This window comes from Streptomyces sp. NRRL B-3229 (assembly GCF_000719505.1).
Lineage (GTDB): Bacteria > Actinomycetota > Actinomycetes > Streptomycetales > Streptomycetaceae > Streptomyces > Streptomyces griseorubiginosus.
In genome coordinates this window covers 372846-386327 of the sequence record NZ_JOGP01000003.1, presented here as the reverse complement: position 1 = coordinate 386327, position 13482 = coordinate 372846, and the positions used below count along the sequence as shown (strand labels likewise).

Here is a 13482-nt window from a genome sequence, read left to right as displayed (position 1 = left end):
CAGCAGCGGCACCTGGTGCCCCGCCCCCGAAGGAGCCCTTCTGATGCGTGCCTTCGTCCTCACCGGTCCCGGCGAGTTCGCGGTGCAGGAGGTGCCGGAGCCGGTGGCCTTGCCCGGCGAGGTGGTCGTGGACGTGGAGCGGGTGGGCGTCTGCGGGACCGATCTGGAGTTCTTCACCGGGGACATGGCCTATCTCCACCAGGGGCACGCCTGCTATCCGATGCGGCTGGGCCACGAATGGGCCGGGCGGGTCCGTGCGGTCGGAGCCGGGGTCGGTCCCGGCTGGGTCGGGCGCCGGGTCATGGGCGACACCATGCTCGGCTGCGGGTCGTGCCGCCGCTGTCTGCGCGGACGACAGCACGTCTGCGAGAAGCGCGAGGAGGTGGGCATCCGGGGCGGCCGTGCGGGTGCGCTGGCCGAGCAACTCGCCGTCCCCGCAGGGTCGTTGCACGCCCTGCCGGACTCCGTGGACCCGGAGTTGGGGGCGCTGGTCGAGCCGGGCGGCAATGCCCTGCGGGCGGCGCGGGCCAGCGGGGCCGGGCCCGGCGACCGGGTCCTGGTGCTGGGTCCCGGCACCATCGGTCTGCTGGTCGCCCTGTTCGCCCGGGCCGCCGGAGCGGAGGTGCACCTGATGGGTGCCACCGAGGACTCCCTCGCCTTCGCCCGCTCGCTGGGCTTTCCGGACGCCTGGCGCGAGGACACGCTGCCGGATCTGCCGTTCGACGCGGTGGTGGACGCCACCAACGCGGTCCGTCTGCCCGCGCTGGCCCAGGAGTTGGTCGAACCGGGCGGGCGGCTCGTCTACATAGGACTGGCCGCCGAGCCCAGCCTGATCGACACCCGTGCGCTCGTGCTGAAGGACGTGACGGCGGTCGGCATTCTGTCGGCCTCCCCCGGGCTCGGAGCCACGATCAAGGCGTACGCCGAGAAGGCCGTCGACCCGAGACCCCTCGTGGCCGCGACCGTCGCACTGGACGCGATCGGAGCCGCACTCGCCGGCGAGCGACCGCCCGGCGCCGGACCGGGGCCGAAGATCCATGTCGATCCCCGGCTGATGTGAGCCTGTGCAACGGACCGGCCACGGCTGCCCGTACCTTCCGATAACGTGTCGTCCGTGATCACGGCGGACAAGAAAGGCATCGTGAATCGACCGGACACGGTGGGAAAGTGACCGGCCGGTCGAGGGCGGCGGTGCTGCCTCCGTCGCTGCGCGCGCCGCTCGGGCTGATCGGGGCCCTCGCCGCGCTGGTGGTCGCCGTGCTCGCCGTCCTGTTCGCCGGGCACAGCCGGCCCAGCGGGGTGGACAGCTGGCTCGTCTCCCCGACGGCGGACAGCGTAGGGCCGCCGTTGCGGTACGTCGCCGACACCCTGGACTTCCTCGGGGAACCCACGGGATCGGTGATGGTGGTCCTGGTCGCCGTGATCTGCTGCCTGCTGCTTCGCCGTCCTCGCGCGGCCGTCCTCATGCCGGCCGGCGTCGGCCTCGCCGTGGGCACGGCGACGCTGCTCAAGCAGCTGGTGGGCCGCACCATCCACGGACCCGAGAACCTGTCCTACCCGAGCGGTCACACCACCTTCTTCACGGCGCTCGCCTTCGTCGCGGCGTTGCTCGCGACCGACCGGCTGGGCCTCGGCGGCAGGGTCGGCACATCACTCGTGCTCGCCGCCACGCTGGTCGCCGGCGCCGCGATGGGATGGGCGGAGGTCGCCCTGGGCGCGCACTACCCGACCGACGCGCTGGGCGGCTGGTGCACCGCGCTGGCGGTGGTCCCGGCGACCGCGTGGCTGGTCGACCGGGCGGCCGACAGGGTGGCCGACCGGTCGGCCGACCCCACGGTCGGCGCCGGTCCGCGAGAGCGCCGCTGACGTCACGCCGGGCGACGGAACACGGGCTTCGTCACGCCAGGCGACGGAACACGGGCTTCACCGGTCGGCCGCCCACCCAGGGGGTGGGGTCGGCGGCGTCCAGTGCCTTCCGGTACACCGCACACGCCTGGGCCACCACGTCGACGGTGTGATCGATGTCGGCGTCGGTGAGCGCGCTGCTCACCACGAACGACGGGGCCAGCACCCCGCCCGCGAGAAGCCGGCGCAGGAACAGCGTGCGGTACTCCTGTGACGGCTGCCCGTTCTCGTCGAGGGTGGCGAAGACCAGGTTGCTGGCCCGCCCCCGGACGACCACGTGCTCGCCGACGCCCATGCCGGCCGCCGCGTCACGGACACCCGCGGCCAGCCGCTCGCCGAGGGAGTGCAGCCGCGCGGTGACGCCCTCTTCGGCGTAGACGGTCTGCACGGCCATCGCGGCGGCCAGCGAGTGTGTTTCCGCGCCGTGCGTGGTGGACAGCAGGAACACCCGTTCGCCGGAGTGCCGCAGTCCGCCCCGCTCCATCAGCTCCCGGCGCCCGGCCAGGGCGGAGACGGCGAACCCGTTGCCCAGCGCCTTGCCGAAGGTCGAGAGGTCGGGGACGACGCCGTACAGGCCCTGGGCGCCCGCCTCGGACCAGCGGAAGCCGGTGATCATCTCGTCGAAGATCAGGACGCAGCCGTGCCGGTCGGCCAGTTCGCGCAGGTCGGCCAGGTAGCCGGGCGGCGGCTCGCTGTGGGTGGCGGGTTCGAGGATCAGACAGGCGATGTCGTCCGGGTACCGGGTGAGCAGTTCCTCCGTGGCCGCCAGATCACCGTAGGGGAACGCCACCGTGAGCTCGTTGGTCGACGCGGGGATGCCGGCGGACATCGGTGTGGTGCCGATGAACCAGTCGTCGGTGGAGAAGAACGGGTGGTCGGCGCAGAGGGCCACCCGCCGGCGGCCGGTGACGGCGCGGGCGAGCCGTACCGCGGCCGTGGTGGCGTCGGAGCCGTTCTTGGCGAACTTCACCATCTCGGCGGTCGGGACCGTGGCCAGGAACCGTTCCGCAGCCTCGGCCTCCATGATGGAGGGACGGACGAAGTTGCTGCCGCGGTCGATCTCCCGCCGGACCGCCTCGGTGACCCGTGGGTGGGCGTGTCCGAGGCTGACCGAGCGCAGGCCGGAGCCGTACTCGATGTACCGGTTGCCGTCGACGTCCCACACATGGGCACCGCGGCCGTGGCTGATGACCGGGGCCACGTTCTCGGGGTACTGGTCGTCGCCCTTGGCGTAGGTGTGGGCGCCGCCGGGGATCAGGGCGTGGAGCCGTTCGTTGGCCGCACGCGACCGTGGCAGCTGGAAGTCTTCGCTGTGCAAGCCGACTTCACCTTTCCGTGTGCTTGAGGACCTCGGCGAGGCTCGGTGCCTCCCGGTCCCGCTGGGACATCGATGTGACCGGCAGCGGCCAGGGAATGGCGAGTTCCGGGTCGTCGAAGGCGATCGTCACGTCCTCGGACGGATCGTGCTCACGGTCGATACGGTAAGAGGTATCCGCGATTTCGGTAAGAGCCTGGAAGCCGTGGGCGCATCCCGCCGGGATGTACACGCTCTTCTGCGTGTCGCCGGACAGCTCGAAAGAGGCCCAGTTGCGGTACGTCGGCGAGTCCGGCCGCAGGTCCACGACGACGTCGAAGATCCGGCCGTACGAGCACCGCACCAGCTTGGCCTCGCCGGCGCCGGAGCGCAGGTGCAGGCCGCGCAGCACGCCCCGCACCGAGCGGGACACGCTGTCCTGGACGAAGGCGTGCGGGTCGATGCCCACCGAGCGGGCCACGTCGACGTCGAAGGTGCGGCTGAAGAAGCCGCGTTCGTCGGAGAACGGTGTCGGCTCGAACAGGTACGCGCCGGTGATCTCCGGGACTTCGGTCGCTTTCATCGGGCCTTCCGCGGGGCGTGGGCGTGGGAGTTCGCCGGGAACAGGGTCGTGGTCAAGGCGGTGAACTGCTGGGCGAGTTGGTCTGCGGCGACCCGGTTCCGCTCGGCCAGGGTCTGGCGTACCTGCACCGCGTGCTTCTCCAGGTCCCGGAACTGTTCGAGCAACCGGTCGGCGTCGACCTCGCGGGCCGGGTGGCAGTACGCGCCGACGCCCATCCGGTCCATGAGCGCGTCGCTCTTCGCCGCGTAGGACAGGGCGAGCACGGGTGTTCCGGTCTTCAGCGCGCAGATCAGGTTGTGGTAGCGGACGGCCACCACGGTGTCGGCGGCCGCCATCTCGTGCATCAGGTCGGCCAGTGAGGCCGGTTCGGCCGCGGTGACCAGCGGTGAGTCGACGGCGTCGAGGATCGCGTCGACCACCGACAGATCGCACTCGTCGCCGGTGAGGAGCCGGACCGGTCTGCCCTCGGCGACGAGCGTGCGCACGAAGGTGATCGTCCCGTCGAGGTAGCGCCGGTAGATCTCCTCGGCCCGGGCGCGGTCGTCGTTGCCGCCGTGGAAGTCCATGACGCCCAGGCAGACGGTCCCCGGTGTGCCGGTGGGCTCGGCCGCCCGCGGCGCCGGAAGGAAGAACGCGAGGTCCGGGTAGACCTCGTCGCGCGCGGTGTCCACACCCATTGCCCGCATCGCGTCACGGGACTGGGCGTCCCGGTACGAGCGGTGGGCGGCGAGTCGGGCCGACCAGCGCACCAGGGCCCGGGTGGGACGGCTCTTGATCCGGGCGGCGCCGACGCTGACCAGCGCGACCCTGGTGCCCAGCAGCCGCCCGCTCGCGCAGAGCAGGAACAGCGAGTAGGGGAAGCCCCACGGCCGCAGCGGCAGCGTGGCCTCCAGCACGCCCATGCCCGGCACGATCACCACGTCGTGCCGGCGCACCCAGGCGGCGGTGCGGACGGCGTCGACGAGTTTGCCGACGCCCTTGCCCGCGATCGCCGCCGCGCGGGAGGCGGTCCGGTACTCCCCGCGGTACCAGTGCAGCCGTGTCGCGGGGATCCCGAACCGGGCCGTGACGGCCTCGGGCCCGCCGCACAGCGCGTCGACGACCGCTTCCGGGTGCTCGGCGCGCAGGTATCGAAGGACGGCTTCGAGGGACCCGTCGTTGCCGAGGTTGCCGGAGCCGAGCAGGCCGAACACCCCGACGCGCGTCGGGGTCTCGTCCTTCGGCGTCATGCCCCCCTCCCTTCACGGCCCGCGACGAGGGCATCGACCGAGACGGTCAGCTTGGCCGGGTCGACCGGGGCGCGGTCCTCGACCCGCTCACCGGCGCCGGGCCGGACCCGGCTGGTCATCCACGCGGCCAGGTGGCGGAAGCACTCACGCCGGTCGGCCGCGGACAGCGGGGCCCGCCGGATCGCCGAGGCGAAGCCCCAGACGTACTCGGCGAGCAGCCGGGGCGTCGGGTGCAGCAGGCCGGCCCGGCGCGGGTCCAGGTTGACGCACCGGGACCGCTTGGACGGGTTGGCGCGTTCGGCGCGGGTCGGGTGGTCGCGGCGGAAGTACAGGAGTTCCGGCACCTGGTGGAAGCGGCCGTGCAGGGTGATCTCGGCGACATACGTGCGGTCGGCGTGGTGGTAGCTGTCCATCGGTCGCACCCGGCGCAGCACGTCGGTGCGCATGACTCCGTAGAAGTCGTCGCCGCCGGGCTCGAAGAGCAGGCTGCGGAAGCGGTCCGGTGCGTGCGGCGAGTCGGTGGCGAGCGTGTAGTCATAGGGGACCTTCACCTGGCCGTCGCCGTCGATGACCGCCTGGTCGGTGTGGGCGAGGATCACGTCCGGGTGTTCGTCCAGCGCCTCGATGCAGCGTCGCAGCAGGTCGCGGCCGTAGAGGTCGTCGTGCGAGGCCCACTTGAACAGCTCGCCGCGGGCCTCGTCGAGCACCTTGTTGTGGTTCGGGGTGGCGCCGATGTTGCGGGGCAGCCGGATGTACCGGATGCGCGAGTCCTGCGCGAGGTACTTGCGGCAGATCTCCTCGGTCCCGTCGGTCGAGGCGTTGTCGGAGATGACCAGCTCGAAGTCCTCGTAGGTCTGCCCGAGCAGCGCGTCGAGCGACTCGGCGAGGTACTCCTCGCCGTTGTACACGGGCAGGCCGATGCTCAGCCTGGGTCGGTCGGTCATGAGGTCCTCACTTCGGGAACGGAGTCGTGGCGGCGCTCGCGCAGGGCGGACCGCAGCTGGAGCCACCACACGGCCGAGCCGCCGACGGTCGCGGCGGCGACGCCCCAGGCCGAGCCGACCGTGCCGGCCAGGGCCGCCCCGCCGAGCCCGCCGCCGACGTAGAAGGCGGAGGCGAACAGCTGGCAGCGCAGGCTGCGCCGGGCGGCGCCGAGGGCGCGCAGGCCGGCCGCGGCGCCGGTGCCGAGGCCGGCGCCCGCGACGCTGAAGGTGATGGGCACGATGAGGTGCGAGGAGGAGTGCCAGACGCTGCCGAGCAGGAAGTCGCCGAGCCGGTTCGGCAGCAGCAGCAACGAGCCGCCCCACAGCAGGGCGGCGACGGCCTGTCCGCCGCCCAGCAGGAGGCAGAACTTCCCCAGGCGGTGCGGGGACTGCCGCAGCACCCGGGCCGCCTCCGGGACGGTGACCAGCGAAAGCCCCATCAGGACCGCGAGGAACGGGCCCATGAGGAGTTCGGCCCCGCGCACCGCGCCCACCGCGCCGACCCCGACGATCGCGCCGAGTCCGTAGGCCCGCAGCTGGCTCGCCCCGCTGAGGCTGACGTTCTCGACCAGGTAGCGGTAGCCGAGGTCGCGCTGCTCGCGCAGCCAGCCACGCGCCTTGTGCATCCGGGGCCGGATGCCGGACTGGTAGCAGCCGTACGCGGCGGCCACCGCGGCGGACGCGCCCCAGGCCAGCACGAAGGCGCCCACGGTGTCCACATGGGCCGCCGCCACCATCGCGGGGACGAGCGCCACGCACCACACGACGTCGTTGACGAAGGCCTTGCGCCCGTTGCCCGCGGCGAAGAACGCGAACCGCCAGGCGTCCTGGAGCAGCAGCCCCGGCAGCATGACGCCCAGGCAGGCGAAGGCGGCGCCCAGCCGGCCGCCGAGAGCCAGCCCGGCCACCAGGGACACCACGCCCACGGCGGCACCGACCGTGAGTGCCGTACCCGTCGAGCGGGCCACCGCCCTGCGCCAGGACGCTTCCGGCACTCCGCTGAAGCGCACGGTGAGCGGGTCGGTGGACAGGCCGCGCGAGACGTTCAGCACCACGCCGTAGGTGACCCAGGCCAGGCTGAACACGCCGAACGCGGTCACCCCGAGCGAGCGGGCCACGTAGATGCCCACCGCGAAGTTGCTGATGCTGGAGGCCGCCTGGTCGGCCAGGCCCCAGGACAGCCGGCCGAGGAGGGCCCGCTTGGCGGATCCGGCCCGTGGTACCGGTGTCGGCGGGTTCTCCCCCTCGACGGGCATCGACGTCATGTCTTGATCAGTCCTGCCTCGTGCAGTGCCCCGGCCGCGTCGGCGACGGTGTCGAAGGGCAGCCCGGACCGCGCGGCGACGTCCAGCAGATCGTGGTCGCCGTCGGAGAGGTTGAGCACCCAGAGCATGGCCATCTGGGCCTGCTTGGTGTCGCTGCGGCCGCCGAGCGCGTCGTACAACCCGCGCCGGCCGAGCTGCGGTTCGCCGTAGGGGCTGAGGTTGAGGTAGCGCCGGTTGCGGTCCAGGACGGCGAACGCCTCGCGGCAGACGGCGAGGGTGTCCGCCATCGCCTCCGGGGAGACGAAGTCCGGGTTGTCGGCCGAGGTGTGGTACTCGGGGTAGCCCGCGTACGGGGTGCGGGTGAGCGAGCCCACGCCGAGGTTGAAGCCGGGCGAGCAGTACTGCCGCTCGTCGTAGCCGTACGGGGTGAACTCGTTGACCTGGTGCGGGCGTTCGGAGACGGTCAGCACGTGCCGCAGCACCCGGTCGATCTCCGCGTCGCCGCGCCTGCTCTGCTTGTACGTCAGCAGGCCCCGGTCGCCGGCGCAGGCCAGCACGAGCCCGTGCTTGACCCGCTCGACCCGCTCCGCGTTGCGGGCCAGCCAGGTGATCGCCCCGATGGTGCCGGGCGCGAAGATGAACCGGTAGGTGTAGTACGGCGTCCGCTGCGCCAGCTCCCGGGCGAGGTACGTCGCCACCGCGACGCCGGCCATGTTGTCGTTGGCCAGCGCCGGGTGGCAGGTGTGGCAGGAGACGATCACCTCGTCGGCGACCTGCCCGGGGACCACGTGCTCGGCGTAGGTGAGGTGCCCGTCGGCGAGCGTGGAGTCGATGCGGACCTCGTAGTCGCCGTCCGGCATCGCGTCCAGGGTGTCCTGGGCGAGGCAGAAGCCCCACTCCGGCTTGTAGTAGCTGGTGCGGTACGGCACCCAGGACGGCTGGTCCGGCAGGGTGTGCAGGTGGTGGCGCAGTTCGGCCAGCGGCATGGTCGCCGACACCGGGACGCTGTAGCCGAGCACGTGCAGGCTGGACGCCGCGAAGTCGACGACCCGCCGGCCGGTGCTGTCGGCGATGTACGCGTCGCGGATGTTCCACTCCTGCGGCACCGTCCAGTCCAGCACCGGCGTCCCGGTCGGCACCTCGTGCACCTGGAGAGGGAGGTACTCGCCGACGATGTCCAGGGTGGCCCGGACACCGTCGCCGGTGATGCTCCGGCAGAGCGGGTACAGCCGCTCCACCAGGGCGTGCATTTCCTCGCCGACAGGGGTCATCGGCGCCACCGCAGGGTGTCGTCGACGGCGCCGGCCTCCGAGGCGGCGCGCAGCACGGCGAGCCGGGTGAAGCGCTGGTCGAAGTCCTCCTTGGTCAGGCCGAACTTCCGGTAGGCGTCGGCGAGTTCGAGGGCGCCACGCTTGACGGACCACTCGATGTCGAAGCCGGGGATCGCGGCACGGAACCGGGAGAAGTCCACCCGGTAGGAGCGCGGGTCGGCGCCGTTCTCGCCGGTGATCCGGACCTTGGCGCCAGGCACCGCTTCGGCGACCTGCTCGGCGATCTCGGCGACCGTGACGTTGTTGGCCTCGCTGCCGATGTTGAACGCCCGGTCGTGGACCGCCTCGCGCGGCGCGCTCAGCGCGGCCGTGAAGGCCCGGGCGATGTCGGCGGCGTGCACCAGGGGGCGCCAGGGGGTGCCGTCGGAGAGCACCAGCACCTCGCCGGAGAGCAGCGCGTGGCCCACCAGGTTGTTCAGCACGATGTCGGCGCGCAGCCGGGGCGAGTAGCCGAAGGCGGTGGCGTTGCGCATGTACACCGGGGTGAAGTCGTCGTCGGCCAGCGCGTGCAGGTCGTCCTCCACCCGCACCTTGGACTCCGCGTACGGGGTCACCGGGCGCAGCGGGGCGTCCTCGCCGACCAGGTCGTCGCCGCCCGCGGCGCCGTAGACCGAGCAGGTGGACGCGTACAGGAAGCGCCGCACTCCGGCCTCGCGGGCGAGCCGGGCGAGGTGCACGGACGCGTGGTGGTTGATGTCGTAGGTGAGTTCCGGCGCCAGCGAGCCCAGCGGGTCGTTGGAGAGCGCGGCCAGGTGGATCACCGCGTCCACCCCGGCCACGTGCTCGGCCGTGACGTCGCGCAGGTCCACGCGGTGGCCCTGCGGGTCCGCGGGTGTGTCGCCGAGGACGGAGTCGGCGAACAGGCCGGCGTCGAGGCCGACGACCTCGTGTCCCGCGGCGGCGAGGACCGGGGCCATGACGGTTCCCAGGTAGCCCTGGTGTCCGGTGAGCAGTACGCGCATGGTTCAACCCCCCAGGTTGAGCGTGAGTTTGGTGGCGGCGAACGCTTCCGCGTATCGCTCATGGCATTCGATGCCACGGATCCGGGCGAGGCCGAGGAAGGCCTCCCGGTCGTACCAGGGCCGGTGCCGCTGCGAGGCGTAGTGCTCCTGGAGCAGCCGCACCTTCTCCTCGGCGATCTCCGCCGACAGCGGCTGGTACGCCGCCATCCGGCCGAGGTCGCCGTCCCACTTGACGATCTCGTAGCCGAGGACCAGGTGGTCGCGGAAGGCGGTGGGCATCAGCTGCGCCAGGCCGCGGTGGTCCTGGTGCGCGTCCTCGGTGCGCGGGGCCAGGACCAGGTCCGGGTCGGTCTGCGCGCGCAGTTCCTCGACCGCGGCCTTGGCCTCGTCCCAGTGCACCGGCATACGGCCGTCCGGCAGTTTGAGCACGGTAAGCCGCAGGTCGGCACCCGGGCAGAAGGCGGCGAGCGCGGCCCGCTCCTCCTGCTCGCGTTCGGTGCCGCCGCCGGAGAGCACCAGCGCGTCGACGCGCAGGCCCGGCCGCGCATGACACAGCGTCAGGAGCGTGCCGCCGGCGCCGATGGCGATGTCGTCGCAGTGCGCGCCCACCGCGACGATCCGGTCCAGGCGGCCGGCGCCGAGCCGGATCACGCGCCCACCGCCGCACTGTCCTGCTCCCACACGGCCCACGGGCGCTCGCCGCGGGCGTAGGCCTCGTCGAGCGCGGCCCGCTCCTTGACGGTGTCGGTCGGCTTCCAGAAGCCGCGGTGCTGGTGGGCCACCAGGCGCCCCTGCTTGGCCAGTTGGCCGCAGCCGTCGGCGACGAGGTCGCCGTTCTCCGGTATGTGGTCGAAGACCTCCTGGCGGAGCACGAAGTAACCGCCGTTCTCCCACAGCGGCATGTCGCTCACCGCGGTGATGCCGCCGACCAGGTTGTCCTCGCCCAGCTCCACGCAGTGGAAGGAGGACTGGGGCGGCACGACCATCATCGAGGCGCCGGCGTCGCGCTGGGAGAACTTCTCGATCATCTCGGGCAGCGGGGCGTCGGTGAGGACGTCGGCGTAGTTGGCGAGGAACATCTCGTCGCCGTCCAGGTGGTGGCGCACCCGGCGCAGCCGCTCCCCGATCGGGGACTCGATGCCGGTCTGCGCGAACGTGATCGTCCAGTCGGATATGTCGGTGGACAGCAGCTCGGTCCGGCCCTTGCGCAGCACGAAGTCGTTGGACGTCGTCTCCTCGTAGTTGAGGAAGAAGTCCTTGATGTGGTGCGCGCCGTAGCCGAGGCACAGGATGAACTCCTTGTGCCCGAAGTGCGCGTAGTAGCGCATGACGTGCCAGATCAGGGGTCTCGGGCCGACCATCGCCATGGGCTTGGGCACGTCGTCGGCGGTGCCGTTGCGCATCCGCATCCCGTAACCGCCGCAGAACAGAACGACCTTCATGCTGTGACCTTTCGGGACGCGACCTCGACAACGCTCAGTTCCGGGATGGGGAAGACGAGCCGGCCGCCCCACTCGTGCACGTAGGACAGCTGCTCGGTGAGTTCGGCGCGCAGGTTCCACGGCAGGACCAGCACGTAGTCCGGCTTGTCGACGGCGATCTGCTCGGGCGCGAGGATCGGGATGCGGGTGCCGGGGGTGAACCGGCCGTGCTTGTACGGGTTGCGGTCGACCGTGTACGCGAGCAGGTCGGGCCGGATGCCGCAGTGGTTGAGCAGGGTGTTGCCCTTGCCGGGGGCGCCGTAGCCGACGACCGTCTCGCCGCGTTCGGCCGCCTCGATGAGGAACTTGAGGAGGTCGCGGCGCACCTTGGCCACCCGGGCGGAGAACTCGGTGTAGCCGGACAGCTCCTGGAGCCCGGCGGCCTTCTCGCGGGCCAGCACGTCGGCCACCCGCTCGCTCGGTTCGCCGGCCGCCTCGGCGGGGCGGGCCCACAGCCGGATGGAGCCGCCGTGCGTGGGCAGCAGCTCCACGTCCACGAGGGCGAGTCCGCCGCTGGCGAGGGCCCGGATCGCGGACGCGACCGTGTAGTACTGGAAGTGCTCGTGGTAGATCGTGTCGTACTGGTTGTCCTCGATCAGGGTCAGCAGGTGCTGCACCTCGATGGAGACCCAGCCGTCGTCGGCGACCAGGGCGCGCAGGCCCTGGGTGAAGCCGATCACGTCGGGGATGTGCGCGTACACGTTGTTGGCCACGACGAGGTTCGCCGGGCCGTGCTCGGCGCGGACGGCCGCGCCGGTCTCCGGGCTGAGGAACTCGGTGAGCGTGGGTACGCCCTTGTCCCGTGCCGCCGCGCCGACGTTGACCGACGGCTCGATGCCCAGGCAGCGGATCCCCCGGTCCACCACGTGCTTCAGCAGGTATCCGTCGTTGCTCGCGACCTCGACCACGAAGGCCTCGGAGGGGTCGAGTCCCGCCCGCTCGACGGCACCGGCGACGAAGGTCCGCGCGTGCTCCACCCAGGAGGTCGAGAACGACGAGAAGTACGCGTACTCCTTGAAGGTCTCCTCCGGTGTGATCAGCGGCGGGATCTGCGCGAGCCAGCAGTCGGTGCACACCTGGAGGTGCAGCGGGTAGGCGGGCTCCGGCTGGTCGAGTTGGTCCGCGGCCAGGAAGCTCTCGCAAGGTGGCGTCGCCCCGAGGTCGACGACGCTCGCCATCGCCTCCGAGCCGCACAGTCGGCATCGTGTCATCTGTTGTTCCCATCCCCCCAGCTCGCGCGGGTGTCCCCGTCGCGAGTCAGTGCTGACCGGCCCGCGATCGCGGTGCGGTACTCCTCCACCAGGCGGTCGAGACCGACCGCCGGGCTGAAACCCTGTTCGTAGCGGCGCCGGGCCGCCTCGCCCATCTCCCGGTTGCGGTCCGGTTCGGCCGCGATCCGGCGTATGCGGGACGCGAGCGAGGCGGACTCGCCCGGCCGGTGCAGCAGCCCGGTCACCCCGTCGTCGACGAGTTCGACGAAGGCGCCGTGGCCGGCGGCGACGACCGGGACCCCGGCCGCCATCGCCTCGACGACCACCAGGCCGAACGCCTCCAGCCACGTCGAGGGCGCCACCACGGCCACCGAGCGGGCGATGGCCTTCTGGCACTCCGCCGTGTCCAGCAGGCCGACCCAGCGCACGTCGTCCCGGCCCGCCGCCCAGGCGCTGACCTCCGCCTCCAGTGATCCGGTGCCGGCGATCACGAGCGGTACTCCCACTCCGCCGCCCGCCGCGATCTCGTCCCACGCGGCCATGAGCAGCCGTACGCCCTTGGCCTCCGCGAGCCGGCCGAGGTACAGCAGATGCTCGCCGGTGCCCGTGCGGCGCGCGTCCGGGTCCGGAACGAAGTTGTGCTTCACCGCCAGCCGCTCGGCCGGCATCCCGGCGTTCACCAGGACGTCCCGCTGCGCCGCGGAGATGCACAGGAAGCGCTCCACGCCGGACCACCAGCGCCGCCGGTTGGCCGACAGGCTGACCGCGAGCGGCACGGTCGCGAGACGGGAGCCCCGGTAGCAGCCGTGGCGGACGGCGGGCAGCGGCGTCGAGCCGACGCACTCGGTGCACGGCCGGCCGTCCCGCTGGAGGGTGCCGGGCGGGCAGACCTGCGTGTAGTTGTGCAGGGTCGCCACGGCGGGCACCCCGGCGTCGGCGCAGGCGGCGAGGACCGCGGGCGACAGCAGCGGGAAGACGTTGTGGACGTGGACGACGTCCGGCCGCTCGGTGCGCAGCCGGTCGGCGAGTTCGCTGCGGACCGCCGCGTTCCACGGCACCCGCAGGGGCACCGCGACCTTGGAGAGGAGGGACATGGAGCCGATGTCGTCGCTGCGTCGCTCGAACAGCTCGACCCGGTGGCCGCCCGAACGCAGCAGCTCCACCTCCTGGTCGACGACCTTGTTCTCGCCGCTCGGCTGCGCCGAGGCGTAGCGGTTGTGCACCACGAGGACGTGCAT

At 72.2% G+C, this 13482-nt stretch carries 13 protein-coding genes; 2 read left to right on the top strand and 11 right to left on the bottom strand.

Annotated elements, in window-relative coordinates; genetic code table 11:
- Positions 1-43 precede the first annotated feature (43 nt).
- Both IF54_RS0106625 and IF54_RS0106620 read left to right on the top strand, forming a co-directional pair.
- Positions 44-1060, top strand: a complete 1017-nt coding sequence (locus tag IF54_RS0106625; RefSeq protein ID WP_030315492.1) for a zinc-dependent alcohol dehydrogenase — start codon at positions 44-46, stop codon at positions 1058-1060.
- 107 nt (positions 1061-1167) lie between these two features.
- Positions 1168-1866, top strand: coding sequence for a phosphatase PAP2 family protein (locus IF54_RS0106620; RefSeq protein WP_030315490.1), 699 nt, complete (start codon positions 1168-1170; stop codon positions 1864-1866).
- Positions 1867-1897: 31 nt separating this feature from the next.
- On the opposite strand, the gene IF54_RS0106615 is transcribed toward IF54_RS0106620, so the two are convergent.
- Genes IF54_RS0106615 through IF54_RS0106565 form a run of 11 tightly spaced genes read right to left on the bottom strand, consistent with a single transcriptional unit; the run spans position 1898 to position 13482 of the window.
- Positions 1898-3223: a glutamate-1-semialdehyde 2,1-aminomutase gene (locus IF54_RS0106615; RefSeq protein ID WP_030315488.1), complete on the bottom strand. Its 1326-nt coding sequence runs from the start codon at positions 3221-3223 to the stop codon at positions 1898-1900.
- Between the two features lie 7 nt (positions 3224-3230).
- A complete protein-coding gene (gene rfbC / locus IF54_RS0106610) occupies positions 3231-3782 on the bottom strand; it encodes a dTDP-4-dehydrorhamnose 3,5-epimerase (protein WP_030315485.1) in 552 nt (183 codons plus the stop codon).
- Positions 3779-5011, bottom strand: a complete 1233-nt coding sequence (locus IF54_RS0106605) for a polysaccharide pyruvyl transferase family protein (protein WP_030315484.1) — start codon at positions 5009-5011, stop codon at positions 3779-3781. Before IF54_RS0106605 ends, rfbC begins: the two co-directional genes overlap by 4 nt.
- Positions 5008-5955, bottom strand: a complete 948-nt coding sequence (locus tag IF54_RS0106600) for a glycosyltransferase family 2 protein (protein ID WP_030315483.1) — start codon at positions 5953-5955, stop codon at positions 5008-5010. Before IF54_RS0106600 ends, IF54_RS0106605 begins: the two co-directional genes overlap by 4 nt.
- On the bottom strand, positions 5952-7259 hold the full coding sequence (locus IF54_RS0106595) for a membrane protein (protein ID WP_030315481.1): 1308 nt from the start codon (positions 7257-7259) through the stop codon (positions 5952-5954). Before IF54_RS0106595 ends, IF54_RS0106600 begins: the two co-directional genes overlap by 4 nt.
- A complete protein-coding gene (locus IF54_RS0106590) occupies positions 7256-8539 on the bottom strand; it encodes a DUF4910 domain-containing protein (RefSeq protein ID WP_030315478.1) in 1284 nt (427 codons plus the stop codon). The genes IF54_RS0106595 and IF54_RS0106590 overlap by 4 nt, the downstream gene beginning before the upstream one ends.
- Positions 8527-9552 (bottom strand): NAD-dependent epimerase/dehydratase family protein, encoded by a 1026-nt coding sequence (locus tag IF54_RS0106585; protein ID WP_030315477.1) that lies wholly within the window; start codon positions 9550-9552, stop codon positions 8527-8529. Before IF54_RS0106585 ends, IF54_RS0106590 begins: the two co-directional genes overlap by 13 nt.
- A 3-nt stretch (positions 9553-9555) precedes the next feature.
- A complete protein-coding gene (locus tag IF54_RS0106580; protein ID WP_030315476.1) occupies positions 9556-10203 on the bottom strand; it encodes a PIG-L deacetylase family protein in 648 nt (215 codons plus the stop codon).
- Entirely contained in the window at positions 10200-10994 is a 795-nt protein-coding gene (locus IF54_RS0106575; protein WP_030315475.1) for a glucose-1-phosphate cytidylyltransferase, read from the bottom strand. The genes IF54_RS0106580 and IF54_RS0106575 overlap by 4 nt, the downstream gene beginning before the upstream one ends.
- A complete protein-coding gene (locus IF54_RS0106570; protein ID WP_030315474.1) occupies positions 10991-12244 on the bottom strand; it encodes a class I SAM-dependent methyltransferase in 1254 nt (417 codons plus the stop codon). The genes IF54_RS0106575 and IF54_RS0106570 overlap by 4 nt, the downstream gene beginning before the upstream one ends.
- Positions 12241-13482 (bottom strand): glycosyltransferase family 4 protein, encoded by a 1242-nt coding sequence (locus IF54_RS0106565; protein ID WP_030315473.1) that lies wholly within the window; start codon positions 13480-13482, stop codon positions 12241-12243. Before IF54_RS0106565 ends, IF54_RS0106570 begins: the two co-directional genes overlap by 4 nt.

Excerpts from the sequence above, each read along its gene's own strand:
- IF54_RS0106595 (WP_030315481.1), bottom strand. The coding sequence starts at position 7,259 with ATGACGTCGATGCCCGTCGAGGGGGAGAACCCGCCGACACCGGTACCA.
- IF54_RS0106600 (WP_030315483.1), bottom strand. The coding sequence starts at position 5,955 with ATGACCGACCGACCCAGGCTGAGCATCGGCCTGCCCGTGTACAACGGC.
- IF54_RS0106575 (WP_030315475.1), bottom strand. The coding sequence starts at position 10,994 with ATGAAGGTCGTTCTGTTCTGCGGCGGTTACGGGATGCGGATGCGCAAC.
- IF54_RS0106565 (WP_030315473.1), bottom strand. The coding sequence starts at position 13,482 with ATGCACGTCCTCGTGGTGCACAACCGCTACGCCTCGGCGCAGCCGAGC.
- IF54_RS0106570 (WP_030315474.1), bottom strand. The coding sequence starts at position 12,244 with ATGACACGATGCCGACTGTGCGGCTCGGAGGCGATGGCGAGCGTCGTC.
- IF54_RS0106585 (WP_030315477.1), bottom strand. The coding sequence starts at position 9,552 with ATGCGCGTACTGCTCACCGGACACCAGGGCTACCTGGGAACCGTCATG.
- IF54_RS0106625 (WP_030315492.1), top strand. The coding sequence starts at position 44 with ATGCGTGCCTTCGTCCTCACCGGTCCCGGCGAGTTCGCGGTGCAGGAG.
- IF54_RS0106605 (WP_030315484.1), bottom strand. The coding sequence starts at position 5,011 with ATGACGCCGAAGGACGAGACCCCGACGCGCGTCGGGGTGTTCGGCCTG.
- rfbC (WP_030315485.1), bottom strand. The coding sequence starts at position 3,782 with ATGAAAGCGACCGAAGTCCCGGAGATCACCGGCGCGTACCTGTTCGAG.